We start from the raw sequence: 17565 nt of genomic DNA on the forward strand, positions 1-17565 counted from the left end.
GGTCCAGATTAATACGCCAACGGACGTCCCTGTGGTACGTCTTTGTAGAGCAAAGGAGCAGAACGATGATTCCAGTCATACTCTCAGGTGGTAACGGTTCACGGCTTTGGCCCCTCTCGCGCCAGGCCTATCCCAAGCAGTTCCTCCCATTGGTGGGGGAACAAAGTATGTTGCAGGAAACTCTGTGCCGGCTGCCGGTCGACGACGCCGAGTCGCCGGTTGTGGTGGCCAACGATGAGCACCGCTTTATTGTCAAAGAGCAGTTGGAGGCCATAGGCCGTCAACCGTTGTCGATACTGCTGGAGCCGTTTGGCCGCAACACCGCCCCGGCGGTCGCGATGGCCGCTATCGAAGTGGCGCGAAAAGATCCCAAAGCCATCATGCTGGTGTTGCCCGCGGATCATGCCATTGAAAATGTCGAGGCGTTCCAGCGGGCTGTTACCCAGGGACAGGAAGCCGCCAGGTCCGGAGGGTTGGTGCTGTTTGGTATTACGCCAACCCGGCCGGAGACTGGCTACGGCTATATCGCTGCTGGCCAGTCCGGAGAGGCGCCTGGCGCTGCCCGGCCGGTGTCCCGCTTTATCGAGAAGCCGGACGCCGAAAAAGCCGCCGCGCTGCTGTCTGCCGGTGGTTACTACTGGAACAGCGGCATGTTCATGTTCCGGGCCGACAGCTACCTGGCGGAGCTGAAGAAACACAGCCCGGACATTTACGACACCTGTCTTCTGGCCGCCCGAAGCCTCGAGCGCGACATGGATTTCACCCGTATTCCCGCCGAGATATTCGAGCATTGCCCGGACGATTCCATTGACTACGCAGTGATGGAGAAAACATCGAAAGCCTTGTTGGTGCCCATGGATGCAGGCTGGAGCGACGTTGGCTCCTGGTCCACGATCTGGGATGTGACCGACAAGGACGAGAACGCCAATGCCATCCTGGGTGATGCCTGCCTGGAAGACAGCAACAACTGCCTGGTGCACACCTCAGATAAGTTGGTGGCCATGTTGGGCGTGAAAGACCTGGTGGTGGTCGACACCAAAGATGCGTTGATGGTTGCCCACAAGGACAAGGTGCAGGACGTCAAGAAACTGGTGAAGCGGCTGAACGGTGACCAGCGCTCGGAAACCCGCACGCACAGGCAGGTGTATCGCCCGTGGGGCAGCTACGACAGCATCGACATGGGCAACCGTTTTCAGGTGAAGCGCATAAGCGTCAAGCCGGGCGAGAAGCTGTCGTTGCAGAAGCACCATCACCGGGCTGAGCACTGGATCATCGTCAAGGGTACTGCCGAAGTGACCCGTGACGAGGAAACGTTCCTGCTGTCCGAGAACCAGTCCACCTACATACCGATCGGCGCGGTACACCGGCTGTTCAATCCCGGTCGCATTCCCCTGGAGCTGATTGAAGTCCAGTCCGGCGCCTACCTTGGCGAGGATGACATTGAACGCCTGGACGACCGGTACGGTCGCGCGGCGCCCACCCCGGACGTGGAGGAAGAGCAGATTCCGGTGATGTCGGAAAAGGTATAGGACCAACGCGGCCCGCTTTGCAAAACCGCCAGGGGCAGCAGGGTGGGCCGCGCCATTGATCGAAGGTTAGACGGAGAAACAGCTATGGACGTGTCCTGTTTTAAGGCTTATGACCTGCGCGGCCGGGTTCCCGACCAGTTGAATCCTGAACTGGCAGAGCGAATCGGGCGTGCTTACGTGGAGCTGACAAGTGCCCGCCGGGTTGTGGTGGGGTATGACATCCGGTTATCCAGCCCGGAGATTGCAGAAGCGTTGACCATCGGGCTCAGGGCGGCGGGGGCAGATGTCTATGACATCGGTCTTTGCGGTACCGAGCAGATCTACTTTGCCACCAGTCATTACAGTATGGATGGCGGCATTATGGTGACGGCCAGCCATAACCCCAAGGATCACAACGGTATGAAGCTGGTTGGCCGCGAATCGCGCCCCATCAGCTCGGATAACGGCCTGAACACCATCCGTGACAGAGTCTCCCAGCCGTTTATGGATGCTGCCATTCCCGGGCGCCTGGAAAGCCTGTCAGTGGAGGCCGACTATATCCATCACTTGCTGGGATACATCGACGGCACCACGATTGGCCCTCTGAAGGTGGTGGTTAACGCGGGCAATGGCGGTGCGGGCCCGGTCATCGACGCGTTGTCACGATGGCTGCCCTTTGATTTCGTACAACTGCATCACGAACCCGACGGGCACTTCCCGAACGGGGTTCCCAATCCCCTGCTGGAGGAAAACCGGGCGGTAACGGCTGAGGCGGTTCTGCGCGAAGGGGCCGACATGGGGATCGCCTGGGACGGCGACTACGACCGCTGTTTTTTCTTTGACGAAAATGGCCGGTTTATCGAAGGCTATTACATCGTGGGCCTGTTGGCGGACCAGTTCCTGCAGAAGGTAGACGGCGGCAAGATCATTCACGACCCGCGGCTGACCTGGAACACCCAGGAGTTGGTTCGAAAGGCTGGCGGAACACCTATCGAAAGCAAAACCGGACACGCGTTCATCAAACAGCGCATGCGCGAGGAAGATGCCCTGTATGGGGGTGAAATGAGTGCCCACCACTACTTCCGGGACTTCGCCTACTGCGACAGCGGCATGATTCCATGGCTGCTGGTTGCCGAACGCCTGTGCCAGACCGGGCAGCCGTTATCGTCGCTGATCGACGCCCGCATTGACGCTTTCCCCGCCAGTGGGGAGATTAACCGCACGGTGGATGATCCGGCCCGGTTGCTTGCGGTGATCGAGGAGATCTATGGTGCCGATGCGGTATCTGTGGGACACGTTGATGGCCTGAGTGTTGAGTTTGAACGCTGGCGGTTCAATCTCCGGATGTCGAACACGGAGCCGCTGGTGCGGCTGAATGTGGAGTCCCGGGGGGACATTGCCCTGATGAAGGAAAAGACCTCGGAGCTGCTGGCGGAAATGGCGCGGCTGGATCAGCCGGATACCCGTCGAACGGCTGCGGGGGCTCGCTGAAACGTCGGCTGTGCCCTATAGTCAGGTGTTGGATAACAACACCAGGAGACCAGTATGAACTCCATCTTCGACAAGGGATTAGAGCCAACCGACGCCAATAACGCCACACTGACACCGCTGGATTTCCTGGCCCGCACGGCCAGCGTGTACCCGGAATACCCGGCGGTGATTCATGGTGCCACACGCCGCAACTGGCAGCAGACCTACGAGCGTTGTCGCCGCCTGGCGTCCGCGCTGGCTGACAAAGGTGTCGGCAAGGGCGACACCGTTGCTGCCATGCTTCCAAACATTCCGCCCATGCTGGAGTGTCATTTTGGCATCCCCATGTTGGGGGCAGTACTCAATGCCCTGAACACCCGCCTGGATGCCAAAGCCATCGCCTTCATGCTGGAGCACGGCGAGGCAAAAGTGCTGATTGCCGACCGGGAGTTTGGCGACGTCATCAACGAAGCCGTCGGCATGCTCGACAACCCGCCACAGGTGATTGACGTCAACGACCCCGAATTCAGTGGTGCCGGAACCCAGGTGAGCGATCTGGATTACGACGCTTTCGTGGCCAGCGGCGACCCGGCCTTTGACTGGCAAATGCCGGAAAATGAATGGGATGCGATTTCGCTGTGCTATACCTCCGGCACCACTGGTAACCCGAAAGGCGTGGTGTATCACCATCGCGGTGCCTATGAGAACGCCATGGGCAACCAGGCGGTGTGGTCCATGGGTATGCATCCGGTGTACCTGTGGACACTGCCGATGTTCCACTGCAATGGCTGGTGTTTCCCCTGGACCATCACCGCCTTTGCAGGCACCCATGTGTGCCTGCGTAAGGTAGAACCAGAGAAAATCCTGCAGCTGATCAGCGAACACAAAGTCAGCCACATGTGTGGTGCGCCTATCGTACTGAACACCTTGCTGGGCGCTTCGGACGCTGCAAAATCCAGCTTCAGCCATACGGTTCAGGCAATGACCGCAGGCGCGGCACCCCCGGCCAAAGTCATCGAAGCCATCGAAAACATGGGCTTTCGCGTGACCCACGTTTACGGGCTTACCGAGGTGTACGGACCGGTCACGGTATGCGCCTGGAAGTCCGAGTGGGACGACCTGCCAGTGGAAGACCGGGCCAGAATCAAGGCCCGGCAGGGCGTTCGCTACCATACCCTGGCCGGCATGATGGTGGGTGACCCGGAAACCATGGAAGCAGTGCCGAAAGACGGCAACACCATCGGCGAGATCTTCCTGCGCGGCAACACAGTAATGAAGGGTTACCTGAAAAACCCCAAAGCCACCGAAGAGGCATTCCGCGGCGGCTGGTTCCACACCGGGGACCTGGCCGTCTGGCATGAGGATGGCTACGCGGAGATCAAGGACCGCCTGAAAGACATCATCATTTCCGGCGGCGAGAACATCTCCACCATTGAGGTGGAGGACATACTCTACCGTCATCCCGACATCCTCGAAGCCGCCGTGGTAGCAAGGCCGGACGAAAAGTGGGGCGAAACACCCTGCGCCTTCGTCACCCTCAAGCCCGAAGCCGGGGACGTCAGCGAAGACGACATCATCGCCTTCTGCCGGGAGCGACTGGCGAAGTTCAAAGTGCCCAAGACCATTGTGTTCAGCGAACTGCCGAAAACCTCCACCGGCAAGATCCAGAAGTTTGTGCTGCGGGACGACGCCAAAAACCTCTGACCGCGCGTTATAAACCCCGGGGCTGCCAGCGATGCAGTCCCGGGGTGCTATTTTTTATCAAATTTCCTGCCCGGTTATGTCATGGCGCTCAGACCGTGACTGCGACAGACTGACCGTTATCCAATCAAGGCCACACTAATCACCGACGGGAGACACCCATGACCAGCGCTGTTGATAAAGAAGAACTCGACATGTTCCGGGAGTCCGTCATCAAGGCCCTGGAAACCGAAGTAACGCCCCACTACGAAGAGTGGGAACACTCCGGCATCGTACCCCGGGAACTCTGGAACACCCTGGGCAACGCCGGCATGCTGTGCGTGGACGTACCCGAAGACTGGGGCGGCTGCGGTGCGCCCTTCCTGTACTCCGTCGTCGTGGGCGAAGAAATGGCCCGCATGGGCTTCGGCGCCCTGTCCACCAACGTCATGGTGCACTCCGACATCGTCGCCCCGTACCTCAGCCATATCGGCAACGAAGAACAGCGCCAGTACTGGTTGCCGAAAATGGTCTCCGGCGAAGCCGTGGGTGCCATCGCCATGACCGAACCCGGCGCCGGCAGCGATCTCCAGGCCATCCGCACCAGCGCGGTGAAAGACGGGGACGACTACATCCTCAACGGCTCCAAAACCTTCATCACCAACGGCCAACACGCCGACATGGTCATCGTTGCCGCCAAAACCGACCCCAAGGCCGGTGCCCGTGGCATCAGCCTGTTCCTGGTCGACACCTCGTTGCCCGGTTACAGCAAAGGCCGCAACCTCGACAAAATCGGCCAGCACTCCGGCGATACCTCGGAACTCTTCTTCTCCGACATGCGCATCCCCGCCTCCGCGCTGCTGGGTGAAGAAGGCCAGGGCTTCATGTACCTGATGCGCGAACTCCCTCGCGAGCGCCTCGTCATCGGTGCGTTGGGTGTTGCTGCCGCCCGCGGCGCACTGGACCTGACCATCAACTACGCCCAGGAACGGGAACTGTTCGGCCAGAAACTGGCCCAACTGCAAAACACCCGCTTCGAAATCGCCCGCATGGAAACCGACTGCCGCGTTAACCGCGCCTTTGTCGACGAGTGCATTGCGTTGTACGAAAAAGGCGAACTCGACGCGCCCACAGCTTCCATGGCCAAGTACAGCGCCACGGAAATGCAGTGCCGGGTAGCCGACGGTTGTTTGCAGTTGTTCGGCGGTTACGGTTACACCAGCGAGTATCCGATTTCGAGAGCGTTTATCGACGCCAGAGTGCAGAGAATTTACGGCGGCACTTCGGAAGTGATGAAAGAAATCATCGCACGGTCGGTTTTAGGTAAGGCTTAATCAGAGGATTGAAGACATGAATAGCAACGATGTAGTCATCGCAGGATCAGCAAGAACTCCCATGGGCGGCATGATGGGCGATCTCAGCTCCGTGCGCTCCCCGGATCTCGGCGCCATCTCCATCAAGGCCGCCATCGAAAGAAGCGGCCTGCAACCCGCCGACATCCAGGAAGTCATCATGGGCTGCGTATTGCCAGGTGGCCTCGGCCAGGCACCCGCACGCCAGGCCTCCCGCGCCTCCGGCATCCCCGACTCCAGCGGCTGCACCACCGTCAACAAAATGTGCGGCTCCGGCATGCAAGCCGTCATCATGGCCCACGACCAGATCAAAGCCGGCACCAACAGCATCATGATCGCCGGCGGCATGGAAAATATGAGCCAGGCACCTTACCTGCTGCCAAAAGCCCGAGCCGGCATGCGCATGGGCCACGGGCAGGTCATGGATTCCATGTTCCTCGACGGCCTTGAAGACGCCTACGAAGGCGGCCTCATGGGCGTTTTCGCCCAGCGCACCGCCGACAAATACGACATCAGCCGCGAGGCCATGGACAACTTCGCCATCGCCTCCCTCGAGCGCTCCCTGTCGGCCATCAAGAACGGCGGATTCTCCGACGAAATCACCCCCGTGACCATCTCCGGCCGTGGCGGCGACACCGTGGTGGATACCGACGAACAGCCCGGCAAAGCCAAACCCGAGAAAATTCCCCACCTCAAACCGGCCTTTGCCAAAGACGGCTCTGTCACCGCCGCCAACGCCAGCTCCATCAGCGACGGCGCCTCCGCGATGGTACTGGCCACCCGCGAAGAAGCCGAAAAGCGCGGCCTCACTCCCCAGGCCCGCATCGTCGCCCACGCGACACATGCCCGCCTGCCGGCCGAGTTCACCCTTGCGCCCATCGGTGCCATCGAAAAGGTACTGAAGAAAGCCGGCTGGAACCGCGACGACGTCGACCTGTTCGAAATCAACGAAGCGTTTGCCGTGGTTACCCTGGCCGCCATCAATGAGCTTGGGCTCGATGCCGACAAGGTCAACGTCCATGGCGGCGCCTGCGCCCTGGGTCACCCCATCGGCTCCTCAGGGTCGCGGATCATGGTCACCCTGATCAACGCCCTGAAGCAGCGTGGTCTCAAGCGCGGTGTGGCGTCCCTGTGTATCGGGGGCGGGGAAGGTACCGCTGTCGCGATCGAACTGCTGTAAGCGGAGAAAGAAGAACTACTGGTCCTGCTTGCGGTAGGCCAGTGGGCTGAGCCCGGTCCAGTGCTTGAAGGCACGGGAAAAAGCGCCGGGCTCGGTAAATCCCAGCTGTGATGAGATCTCCGACACCGTCAGGTTCTGCCGCGTGAGCATAATCACGGCCTGGTCCCGCCGCAGGTTGTCCTTGATCTTCTGGTAGGAACTGCCCTCCGCCTTCAGTTTGCGCGACAGGGTGTAGGCGGTCATATGCAGCTGCCCGGCGATCTGTTCCAGCGTGGGCAGGCGATCATCGTCCACGTTTTCCAGAATCTGCCGAACCTGGGTTGTCAGGCTGTCGTCCTCATCGGTCCAGATCAGCAGGTTGCGCGGCGACTTCTCAATAAAACCATCCAGTTCCTCCGGTGTTCGCGTCACCGGCATGTCCAGATAATTGTGGCTGAAAAACAGGCTGTTGCGGTCGCGGTTAAAGAAACACTGGCAGGGGAAAACAAACCGGTACTCGTCAAAGTGTCCGGGCAAATCATGCTGGAAGGTGGCGTGGCTGAGTACGATCTTGCGTCCGATCAGCCAGCCGATTAATCGGTGCCACACCATCAGTAACCATTCCACCAGGAAGTTGTCCGGGTCCAGTTCCGGATGGCGGTGGGTGATGCTCAGCTCCACTTCATCGCCGCGGGTGTCCAGCTCAATCACCATGTCATCGGAGAACAGCCGGTAGCAGCGAATGCTCTGGCGGATCACCTCTTCCAGGTTGCTGCTGTGTACCACCAACGATCCCATCAGGTGAAAGTGCCCCACGCGGCAGGGCTGTGTGGTACGGCCCATGAACTCGTCATCCAGTTTGCCCCACACCAGCCGGAACAGGCGGATAAACTGTTCCGTGGGCACCCGTGCCCGTGGCGAGTGGATGAACTCTGGGTCGATGCCATTATTGCGAAGCAGTTCGTCGGAATAGCCACCGGCCTTCTCCAGGCCATAAAGAACGGCCCTGGCGTAATGAGAGGAGAAGGTCAGGTTCTTCATAGGTGGTGTTCAGGCTCTGCCGGCAATCAGGTTCATGGACTGTATCTTACGGACGGACAGAGCTGAAAGACATAGGCGTCAGAAACCATTAGCCGGTCAGCGATTATATAGAGCTTGGACCCTCTTTGAGCCCGACGCCGCCGATTTTCCAGTCATCACCATTCTTGACCATATGGTAGTGGGCGATCCAGCGTTTGCCCTCCGGCCCCAACAACCGTACCACCTGAATCTGGAAACCGGGGTGGGGTATGCGCTCCATGAACTCAATGGACGAGGCCCGGTGGACGGGCGCATAGGATAGCTTCACCATATCGTAGAACGACTCTATCGAGCCGGATTGCTGCTTGATGCCTTCCGAGGCATGGTCCCAGGCAGCTTGCCTGTCGTCATTGGCGAAGGCTTCAATCTGCGACAGGATCGTGTTCTGGATGGCGTCATCGATATTGTCGTCGTCGGCATGACCACCCACGGCCAAGACGGCGAAGAACAGGAATACCGATATTAGTGCAAAGGCGCGTTTCATCGAATAGCCTCCCGATGACAACAGTATAGGTGATACGCGGGAGAGGAAGCGCTGGATTCACTGGCAGCCGATGCGACCTCCGAAGGGCTGCAAAATCTTACAATGTCGGTTTGGGCGGCATGTTATCTTTCGCCTGTTATACTTTTTCCAAAGCTCCTGACAGGTTTGAGGTTATGGCCGAGGGTACCAAACACCCCCAGAAACTGCTGTTGTTTTATCTGACCAATCAGAGGCCATTCGGCCTGGGCACCCTGAAAATCCGGGAAATCATGCCCTTTGTTCCGCTGACCAAGCTACCGCACAGCCATTCGGCGGTGATCGGTACCATGAGTTTTCGCGGCTCCGCCGTGCCGGTGATCGACATGGCTGCTGCCGTGGGTTACCAGCCGTTGACGGTGGAAGAACGCAAGACCGCTTCGATCATTGTGACCGATGTTCAGCGCCAGGAAATCGGGTTCCTTGTGCGCAGTGTGCGGAAAATCGTGGAAACCGAGTGGAAGAAGGTGATGCCCCCGCCGAAGAGTCTTGGCGACCGTGCCTTCATTACCGGCCTGGTGAATATCGATGATCAGATCGTGCAGTTGCTGGACGTGGAACTGTTGCTGGCACGGGTGTACCCGGAGTCCGTAAACCCCCGGGAAGTCACGCTGACAGACGTTCAACGGGAAACTCTGAAAGGCCTGAATATCCTGCTGGTGGACGACTCCCAGGTGGCTCGCAAACAGCTCTCGGACGCCCTGGACAGCAAGGATGTGAGCTATTTTGTCACCACCAACGGGCAGGATGCACTGGACCTGATGCTGAACGCCAACCGCGATGGAAAACCCATCAACATCCTGGTGAGCGACATCGAAATGCCCGGCCTGGACGGCTACGAGTTGACCTTCAATGTGAGGGACAGCGGCAACGCCCTGAAGCAGCCGTACATCATTCTGCATACCTCCCTGAACAGTGAAATGAGCGTGAGTTACGCCAAACAGGTGGGGGCAGACGAGGCATTGACCAAATTCGATGCCGAAGAGCTGCTGCACGCCATGCTGCGCGGGGCAGAGCAGGGGTGAGGGTTACTGGTCGGGCGTTTCCACCAGCCTGGCACGAACCCTTGGTAGATGCGCCGGAAACTGCGCCTGTATAAAGGTGATCAACCCCTCGCGGATGGCGCAGCGGAGATTCCAGAGTGAGCTTGAGTCCCTGGCACTGAGCAGGAAGCGCACCTCGATATTGGCCTCGCCGGCTTCGGTCACCTGCACGATCTTGGTCTTCCCGTCCCAGTCCGGCGCCTGTTCCAGCAGCCTCTCAAACTCGGTTCGTAGTGGTTCGATAGGCATGGAATAATCGACGGTGATGAACACCGTTCCCATCATTTCGGTGTCGTTTCTCGACCAGTTCTGGAACGGGTTTTCGATAAACCATTGCAGCGGCACTACCAGCCGCCGCAAATCCCAGACCCTCAGCACCACGTAGGTGGCGGTGACTTCCTCCACCCAGCACCATTCGCCCTGTACATGCAGCACGTCATCGATGCGGAACGGTTGGGTGAGGGCGATCTGCATGCCCGCTAACAGGTTGCCCAACACCGGTTTGGCGGCGAAGCCGAGAATAATGCCGCCAATGCCCGCAGATGCCAGCAGGCTGCTGCCAAGATGACGAACCGGCTCGAACGTGACCAGCGCGGCGCCCAGGCCCACGATGACGATGAGAATGTTCAGCACCCTCACCAGGAAGCGCGTTTGTGTCTCCACTTTGCGGGCGCGTTTCCACTGGCCTTCCAGGACTGGATTCAGAGAGACGATGACGTCGCCGATGGCTGACGTGCAGCGCACCAGCGCCCAGGTGACGGCCACAATCAGCAGCAGCGTGGCGGCGTGGCGGAAGTGGTTGATCAGAGGCAGGTCCTGGGACGCCGCTTCCAGGATGGCGTTGAGCACCACCAGGGTAATGGCAATGCCCAGAGCGGTTGATGAGGCATCCAGGAACAGGCGGGGAACTGTTTTGCTGCGGGTTAAGCGTTGAACCGTTGCCAGCAACCCCTTGTACACAAGAAAGGTGATAGCCATTGAGAGCAGGACGGTAACGCCCGGGTGCCACCAGGCTTCAAGGCCTGCCTTCAGCGTGTTCAGGGTTTCAAAATCAGTCATGGGCGATCGGCATTGAATCAGCGGGTGGGCCAGTCTGTTGTTGTCGTCAGTTTAAACTGCTTTTCAATGGCGTGATATGGTTGCGCTTCGTTCCTTGCTCCAAAATGCGTTTATGAAACTGATCCTCAGCCGTAAAGGCTTTGATTCCTCCGCAGGCGGCTGTCCCAGCCCGGTGTTCCCTGACAGGTCTTTCTATACCCTGCCGATCCCGGACTCGCGTTCCCGGATCACCTACCATGATATCCATCACGATGGTCTGAATGTTGGCAAGCTGGTGGCCGACCTGACCGGCAACCGGCGTGGTGGCGCCCGAAAGGCCCACCTCGACCCGGACCTGATCGCTGACGCTTATCCCCGGGAAACCGGCTGGCGGCCCTGCCTGGGGCAAACCGGCGCCGCACAGGGGCACCTCCGTAAACAGCAGGTGGGGGTGGGGGATCTGTTCCTGTTTTTCGGTCTGTTTCGGGACGTGGAAAAACAGGGCAGACGTTGGCAGTTTGTAAAACAGGCCCGCCCGTTTCACGGGCTGTGGGGCTGGCTCCAGATTGGCGATGTTTACCGCATTGATGAGTTGTCGGATAGTGACCTGCGGTGGGCCCGCTACCATCCACACTTCCATGGTCAGCCAGATGGTGGCAATACGCTCTATGTGGCCTCCGATGCCCTGCAGCTTGAGGGGCGATCAACCGGCCTTCCGGGTGCCGGGGTGTTTGGACGCCTGGAGGAGCGGCAACGCCTGACGGCACCGGATGCCGCTTCGACCACGCAATGGCGATTACCCGGGTGTTTCTATCCGGATTCGGCGGACACCGCGATGAGTTTTCACGGTAACCTCGCCCGCTGGTCCCGGGACGGGGAATACTGCACTCTGAAAAGTGCCTCGCGGGGGCAGGAGTTTGTGCTGGATACTAGTGGGTGTCCGGGTGTTGTTTCGTGGTTGAGGGAGATTCTATGAAAGTGATGCTATTGGGTGCCACTGGCCTGACCGGTGGCCAGGTGCTAAAGGGTCTGCTGGCGCGGGAAGACGTGTCATCGGTCGTCGCGCCCGTGCGTCGAGCGTTGCCGCTGAACCATGAAAAACTGCATCAGCAGGAAGTGGATTTCGACCGCCTGGATGAACACAGTGATCTGTTCGCGGTGGATGCCATCGTCTGTTGCCTGGGCACCACCATCAAGAAGGCCGGCTCTCGCGAGCAGTTCCGTAAAGTGGACTACGGTTACCCGATGAAAGCGGCGGAGCTTGGCCGGGCAAACGGTGCGCAGGTATTCGTGCTGATGTCTGCCATTGCCTCCTCATCGTCTTCCACCGTTTTCTACAATCGGGTGAAGGGTGAACTGGAAGACGGCATAAAGTCGCTGGGCTATCCCTGCCTGTCCATCTACCAACCCAGTCTGCTGCTGGGCGAACGCAGCGAGCAGCGCACCGCCGAAGCACTGGGCATAAAAGCCATGCCTCTCATCAACCGGGCGTTGATCGGCCCACTGGAAAAGTTTCGCGGTATTGAGGCGGTCACCGTGGCCAGGGCAATGGTTAATGAGGTGTCGGCGCTTGCTCAGCAGGCGCCCGCGCAATCGGAGGTTCGGGTACACGAGTACCCGGACATCAAGGCGTTGGCTGCCCAGGATGTAGCATCCTGACAGTCAGGATCCGTGAAATTCAGGGGGGCGCTTGGCCAGGAACGCGGCGACGCCTTCTGCGAAATCCCCGGTCCGGGTCAGTTCCAGGAACGCTTCCTTTTCGGCTTCCAGTTGGGCAGCCAACTGATCGCCACAGGCTCCGTCCGTAAGCCGTCGAAAGGCACCGAAGGCTCGGGTGGGGCCATTCGCGACGTTTCTCGTAATCTCAGTTACTCGTTTTTCAAAGTCGGCTTCCGTAACAGACTCGGTGATCATGCCCCAGTCCCTGGCTTCGGTCGCACTCAGGGTTCGGCCCAGCAGCATTAACTCGGCTGCCCGCCCAGCGCCGATCTTGTGGGCCAGGAACCAGCTACCACCACAGTCAGGAATGGCGCCAATGCCGTTGTAGGCCAGCAAGAACTTGGTGTCTTCCTGAGCAATGACAAGGTCCGCCATCAGTGCCAGGCTCAGCCCGGCACCAGCGGCAACCCCCTTGACCACCGCGATCACCGGGGCGTCCATGCTGCGCAACAGGAGGATGGCCGGGTTGACCGCACCCAGGATGGCGCTGACGGCTTTGCCCGCCTGTTCGGGAGAGCCGGTCATACTGGCGATATCCCCGCCCGCCATAAAAGCGCGCCCGGAGCCGGTCAGAACGATGCATCGAAGGCCTGATCGGTCTTTCAGTGCCTGAGCCTCCGCGAGAAAGGCTTCTGCCATGGGCACACTGATTGCATTCAGGGCTGCTGGCCGGTTGAAAGTCATCGTTGCGATGCCCGTATCGGCGTCGAATTCGGTGGTTACCAATGAGTCTGACATGGTGGATGTTTCTCTCATCGTAGTGGGCCATGGTTTCACTATTTGTTCAGCGCCCTTCGGTGTCTGACAGGTAACAGGGTAGAAGGGTTTGCCCAATGTTGCCTGAATGGACTACTTTTAATCTGGATCGGGGATCTCCCGATGACAAGAAAAAACAACAACGACAATCATCTTCGGGCGTGAGATGGGTACCAGCAGGGCGTGTTCGCGAGCCTGTCTGCCCGGCGCCAGGGGTGCCGGGAGGTAATGTGAGCATCCTTGAGATCAGTAACCTGTCTCTCTCATTTGGTGGCGTCAAGGCGCTGCAGGATGTCAGTTTTCAGGTGCCTGAAAACACCGTCACGACCGTTATCGGCCCGAACGGTGCGGGCAAGACCTCGCTTTTTAACTGCATCTCCGGCTTTTACAAACCGCAGCAGGGCACCATTCGCTACCATGGCCAAGAGTTGCCGGGCAGTATCAAGCCGCCGAGGCGAGCCGCCCTTGGCCTTGCCCGAACCTTCCAGAACATAGCCCTGTTTCGGGGTATGACAGTACTCGACAACATCAAGCTTGGCGCCCATGTGCACATGAAGAGCGGACTGCTCAGTGCGCTGGTTTATTTCGGGCCGGCCCGCCGGGAGGAAATGGCTGTTCGCAGGGAAGTGGAAGAGCGGATTATCGACTTCCTGGAAATCGATCATATACGACGCCAGCCGGTGGCCAGCCTCTCATACGGGCTTCAAAAACGGGTTGAGCTTGCCCGGGCCCTAGCCATGCAACCAAAGGTGCTGATGCTGGACGAACCGGTGGCCGGCATGAATCGGGAAGAGAAAGAGGACATGGCCCGATTTATTCTGGATATCCGGGAAGAGTGGGGCATTACCGTGCTGATGGTAGAGCACGACATGGGCATGGTGATGGACATATCCGACCATATCGCGGTGCTGAATTTCGGCCAGGTTATTACCGAAGGCGTGCCGGCGGATGTTCAGAACAACCCCGAGGTGATCAAGGCTTATCTGGGCAACAGTGACATCGACAGTTTGCGAAGAAAGCTCAATCCAGAAGGGGAGGTTGCCTGATGGATTGGTTGTTCTTTGGTGAAATCAGCCTCGCCGGTTTGGCCATGGGCGGGCTATACGCCCTTATCGCGCTGGGGTTTGTGATCATCTACAAGGCCACCCGGGTGATCAATTTTGCCATTGGCGAGATCATGATGTTTGCCGCCTATCTGTTCCTGGCCTTTGCTGGTGGCATGGAGTTGTCACCATGGATTGCCCTGCCGCTGGCGGTGATCGGTGGCAGTATTCTGGGCGGTGTGATCGAGAAGACCATGATCCGGCCCATGCTGGGTGAGTCCCCCATCTCGGTGGTGATGGTCACCATCGGCATTGGCAGTATCCTTGTGGGCCTGGTGGAGTTCATCTGGACCGCCGATCCGCAGTTGTTGCCCCGTTTTCTGCCACGGGAGCCGGTGTTTATCGGCCCACTCTACCTCGCTCCAAAAATTGCCTACGGCTTTCTGATCGGTTCGGCCCTGCTCATTATTTATCTGCTTTATTTCCGCTTCTCCAGGGGTGGCGTGGCCCTGAGGGCAACGGCCTCGGATCAGGCGGCGGCCTATTCCATGGGCATTAACGTGCGCCGGGTATTCAACATGGCCTGGGTGTTTGGCTCTCTTGCGGCATCGTTGGCCGGTGTGTTGGTGGCCGCCACCGGCGGCCTCAGTCCGCAGTTCGGGATCATTGGTCTGAGTGTGCTGGTGGTGGTGATCGTTGGCGGCCTGGACAGCATTCTCGGTGCCCTGGTGGCTGGCGTGTTCATTGGCTGGCTGGAAACGGTTGCCGGTGCCTACCTCGGGGGCGAGTACCGTATGCCGGCAACATTCCTGGTGCTGGCGGTGATCCTGGTGATCCGTCCCTACGGCCTTTTTGGCACCCACGAAATAGAGCGAGTGTAAGATGCGCATCGGTGACGCGAAACAGAGTTACGAGGCCGATGAGGCAATCTGGACCAGCCAGACCCAGAAGCTGTGGCTGGGTCTTTTCCTGCTGATTCTTGTGGTGTTCCCGTTTGCCGTCGACTCTTACCTGCTGTACCTGGGCTGCCTGGTTGGCATTGCCGTAATCAGCACCACCGGCCTGAACATCCTGACCGGCTTTACCGGGCTGATTTCCCTGGGGCAGGCGGGGTTCATGGGCGTTGGCGCCTACACGGTGGCCTGGCTGTCCATCAACACCGGCCTGCCGTTCCCGGTCACTCTGGTGCTGGCCGGGCTTATGGCTGCTGCCGTCGGGATTCTGGTGGGCCTGCCATCACTGCGGGTCAAAGGCCTGTATCTGGCCATCGCCACCCTGGCCGCGAGCGTGTTCCTGCACTTCATTTTTGCCGAGTGGGAATCCGTCACCGGTGGCATGGGTGGCCTGAGCCTGGAGCCAGCGCACCTGTTCGGGTTGACGTTCCAGAGTGATTTCATGATGTATTTCATCATCGTGCCGCTGGCGGTGCTGATGGTGCTGGCGGCCCGGAATGTGTTCCGGACACGAATCGGCAGGGCCTTTATTGCCATTCGAGACCGGGATATTTCCGCCGAGATTCTCGGCATTAACCTTCTGCGCTACAAACTGATGTCGTTCGCGCTCAGCTCGTTCTACGCCGGCGTGGCCGGTGGCCTGTTTGCCTATTTCTACCGTGTGGTTACCCCGGAGAGCTTTCCGCTTTCCATGTCCATTTTCTATCTGGCGGCGGTGATCGTGGGGGGCATGGGCAATCTGTTGGGGGGCATCCTCGGTGCTGCTTTCATGACCCTGGTGCCGGAAGCGCTGAAACTGCTGACAGCGGCCCTGACGCCGTTCTACCCCAACGCGCCCGTGTTCATGTCGCCGATGCTGGAAATCATCTTTGGCGCCCTGATCGTGGGCTTCCTGATTTTTGAACCTCATGGGCTTGCGGAAATCTGGCACCGTATCCGTCGCTTTTTCCGCCTCTGGCCGTTCCGGAATTAATGGTTCTCTCACGGGAACCCGTGCAACACCAACAACAAGAAGCCGCAAGGAGAATGAACATGTTCAGAAACATCCTCAAAAAAGGTCGCCGGCTTGCCGGGCTTGGTAGCCTGGTTGCTGCGCTGACAGTCGCCGCGCCGGTGATGTCACAGGACAAGGAGCCCGTCGTGTTTGGCGGCTCCATACCGCTCTCCGGCGTGTTTGCGTTTGCCGGTATTCACATCCACGCCGGTCTGACCGACTACACCAACTGGATCAACAGCCAGGGGGGCATCAATGGCCACCCGGTCGAGTATGTGATGGAAGACACCGCCTATGAGGTGGATCGTTCGGTGGCGGCCTTCAAGAAAATTTCCGGTAGCAGTTCCCCGGCTACCTATTACGGCGACAGCACCGGTTTCATGAAAGCCATTGCCGCTGAGCTCAATAGCCAGGGCAATACTCTGATGAGCGGGGCGTCGTTCGCGACCGCGCTGACGGATAACGAGCAATACCCTTACCAGTTCATTCCCGGCCCGAACTACAGTCAGATGTTCGGCATCATTCTGGAGTACATCGCCACCCAGGGTGAAGGCGGTGATATGCCTACCGTGGCCTTTGTTTACAGTGATACCGAATTCGGTAAGGACCCCATCGAAAACGGCAAAGCCCGCGCGGGCGAGCTGGGCATCGAGGTTGTCGAGGAGATTGTGACCAAGCCCGGCAGTGTGGATGTGTCCGCCGAGGTTTTGAAGCTTCGCCGGGTGCGACCGGACTTTGTGGTGTTTCATGGCTACGTACTGTCGCCGATCAACGAGTTCATGGTGCAGATGCGCCAGATGGGCCTCGATACCCAGTTCATGGGCACCTTCTGGTCCTCGGACAAACTGATCATCGACAAGATGGGAGCGGATGCCGATGGCTACATGGGCGTAATGCCCTACAACTATTACGACAGCGAGGAAAGCGGGCCCATGCTTAATGCCCTCCGTGCCCAGGCGGAGAAGAGCGATCCGGAAGCGGGCTACCGTCCTACCGGCTACATGCAGGGGTGGTTCAATGCCATGGTCTGGACAGAAGTGGTCAAGCGCACGCTCGATGCGGGGAAAGAACTGACCGGAGACAACATGGCGGAATCTCTTGCCTCTATTGAGGACTGGGATACTGGCGGCATCATCGGCATTCCGGTCACCGTGCGGAACATGTCCTTCCCGGTCGGCCGTATCTGGCGGGTGAATGCTGAAGAAGGCCGTTATGAGCCGGTATCGGACTGGATTCACCTCGACTGAGGG

Annotated in this window: 16 protein-coding genes; 12 read left to right on the top strand and 4 right to left on the bottom strand. The window is 59.1% G+C overall.

Annotation, left to right across the window (positions count from 1 at the left end):
* The first annotated feature begins 65 nt into the window (after positions 1 to 65).
* The 5 genes from AAGD24_RS02320 to AAGD24_RS02340 all read left to right on the top strand — a co-directional run bounded on the left by AAGD24_RS02320 (position 66) and on the right by AAGD24_RS02340 (position 7190).
* Positions 66 to 1529 carry a mannose-1-phosphate guanylyltransferase/mannose-6-phosphate isomerase gene (locus AAGD24_RS02320; RefSeq protein WP_379866392.1) on the top strand — a complete coding sequence of 488 codons (1464 nt, stop codon included), beginning with the start codon at positions 66 to 68 and terminating at the stop codon, positions 1527 to 1529.
* Positions 1530 to 1613: 84 nt separating this feature from the next.
* Positions 1614 to 2999: a phosphomannomutase/phosphoglucomutase gene (locus tag AAGD24_RS02325; RefSeq protein ID WP_041334423.1), complete on the top strand. Its 1386-nt coding sequence runs from the start codon at positions 1614 to 1616 to the stop codon at positions 2997 to 2999.
* 54 nt (positions 3000 to 3053) lie between these two features.
* Complete coding sequence (locus AAGD24_RS02330) at positions 3054 to 4682, top strand: acyl-CoA synthetase (protein WP_126810713.1); 1629 nt, start codon at positions 3054 to 3056, stop codon at positions 4680 to 4682.
* Positions 4683 to 4840: 158 nt separating this feature from the next.
* On the top strand, positions 4841 to 5992 hold the full coding sequence (locus AAGD24_RS02335) for an acyl-CoA dehydrogenase family protein (protein WP_036202699.1): 1152 nt from the start codon (positions 4841 to 4843) through the stop codon (positions 5990 to 5992).
* Between the two features lie 16 nt (positions 5993 to 6008).
* The gene (locus AAGD24_RS02340) at positions 6009 to 7190 is read left to right on the top strand and encodes a thiolase family protein (protein ID WP_379866395.1); all 1182 of its coding nucleotides are present in this window, start codon (positions 6009 to 6011) and stop codon (positions 7188 to 7190) included.
* 15 nt (positions 7191 to 7205) lie between these two features.
* On the opposite strand, the gene AAGD24_RS02345 is transcribed toward AAGD24_RS02340, so the two are convergent.
* Together AAGD24_RS02345 and AAGD24_RS02350 are read right to left on the bottom strand one after the other, a co-directional pair.
* Complete coding sequence (locus tag AAGD24_RS02345) at positions 7206 to 8210, bottom strand: AraC family transcriptional regulator (protein ID WP_041334426.1); 1005 nt, start codon at positions 8208 to 8210, stop codon at positions 7206 to 7208.
* A gap of 103 nt (positions 8211 to 8313) precedes the next feature.
* Positions 8314 to 8733 carry a DUF4864 domain-containing protein gene (locus tag AAGD24_RS02350; protein WP_041334429.1) on the bottom strand — a complete coding sequence of 140 codons (420 nt, stop codon included), beginning with the start codon at positions 8731 to 8733 and terminating at the stop codon, positions 8314 to 8316.
* 173 nt (positions 8734 to 8906) lie between these two features.
* Between AAGD24_RS02350 and AAGD24_RS02355 the strand changes: the two genes are divergently transcribed.
* Positions 8907 to 9794, top strand: a complete 888-nt coding sequence (locus tag AAGD24_RS02355) for a chemotaxis protein (protein ID WP_041334433.1) — start codon at positions 8907 to 8909, stop codon at positions 9792 to 9794.
* Positions 9795 to 9797: 3 nt separating this feature from the next.
* Here AAGD24_RS02355 and AAGD24_RS02360 read toward each other — a convergent pair whose 3' ends face one another.
* On the bottom strand, positions 9798 to 10871 hold the full coding sequence (locus tag AAGD24_RS02360; RefSeq protein WP_041334436.1) for a mechanosensitive ion channel family protein: 1074 nt from the start codon (positions 10869 to 10871) through the stop codon (positions 9798 to 9800).
* A 112-nt stretch (positions 10872 to 10983) separates the two neighbouring features.
* Here AAGD24_RS02360 and AAGD24_RS02365 point away from each other — a divergent pair, with 112 nt between their 5' ends.
* Together AAGD24_RS02365 and AAGD24_RS02370 are read left to right on the top strand one after the other, a co-directional pair.
* Positions 10984 to 11826: a hypothetical protein gene (locus tag AAGD24_RS02365; protein WP_169052541.1), complete on the top strand. Its 843-nt coding sequence runs from the start codon at positions 10984 to 10986 to the stop codon at positions 11824 to 11826.
* Positions 11823 to 12509 carry an NAD-dependent epimerase/dehydratase family protein gene (locus AAGD24_RS02370; protein ID WP_041334439.1) on the top strand — a complete coding sequence of 229 codons (687 nt, stop codon included), beginning with the start codon at positions 11823 to 11825 and terminating at the stop codon, positions 12507 to 12509. The genes AAGD24_RS02365 and AAGD24_RS02370 overlap by 4 nt, the downstream gene beginning before the upstream one ends.
* 3 nt (positions 12510 to 12512) lie before the next feature.
* On the opposite strand, the gene AAGD24_RS02375 is transcribed toward AAGD24_RS02370, so the two are convergent.
* Positions 12513 to 13307 (bottom strand): enoyl-CoA hydratase/isomerase family protein, encoded by a 795-nt coding sequence (locus tag AAGD24_RS02375; RefSeq protein ID WP_213479972.1) that lies wholly within the window; start codon positions 13305 to 13307, stop codon positions 12513 to 12515.
* Between the two features lie 248 nt (positions 13308 to 13555).
* Here AAGD24_RS02375 and AAGD24_RS02380 point away from each other — a divergent pair, with 248 nt between their 5' ends.
* Genes AAGD24_RS02380 through AAGD24_RS02395 form a run of 4 tightly spaced genes read left to right on the top strand, consistent with a single transcriptional unit; the run spans position 13556 to position 17562 of the window.
* Entirely contained in the window at positions 13556 to 14371 is an 816-nt protein-coding gene (locus AAGD24_RS02380; protein ID WP_213479971.1) for an ABC transporter ATP-binding protein, read from the top strand.
* Positions 14371 to 15249 (top strand): branched-chain amino acid ABC transporter permease, encoded by an 879-nt coding sequence (locus AAGD24_RS02385; protein ID WP_036202727.1) that lies wholly within the window; start codon positions 14371 to 14373, stop codon positions 15247 to 15249. Before AAGD24_RS02380 ends, AAGD24_RS02385 begins: the two co-directional genes overlap by 1 nt.
* Before the next feature lies 1 nt (position 15250).
* Positions 15251 to 16294: a branched-chain amino acid ABC transporter permease gene (locus AAGD24_RS02390; protein ID WP_041334440.1), complete on the top strand. Its 1044-nt coding sequence runs from the start codon at positions 15251 to 15253 to the stop codon at positions 16292 to 16294.
* Positions 16295 to 16353: 59 nt separating this feature from the next.
* A complete protein-coding gene (locus tag AAGD24_RS02395) occupies positions 16354 to 17562 on the top strand; it encodes an ABC transporter substrate-binding protein (RefSeq protein ID WP_379866399.1) in 1209 nt (402 codons plus the stop codon).
* The last annotated feature ends 3 nt before the right edge of the window (positions 17563 to 17565 follow it).

The organism is Marinobacter sp. M5B (assembly GCF_042604615.1).
Taxonomy (GTDB): Bacteria; Pseudomonadota; Gammaproteobacteria; order Pseudomonadales; family Oleiphilaceae; genus Marinobacter; species Marinobacter salarius.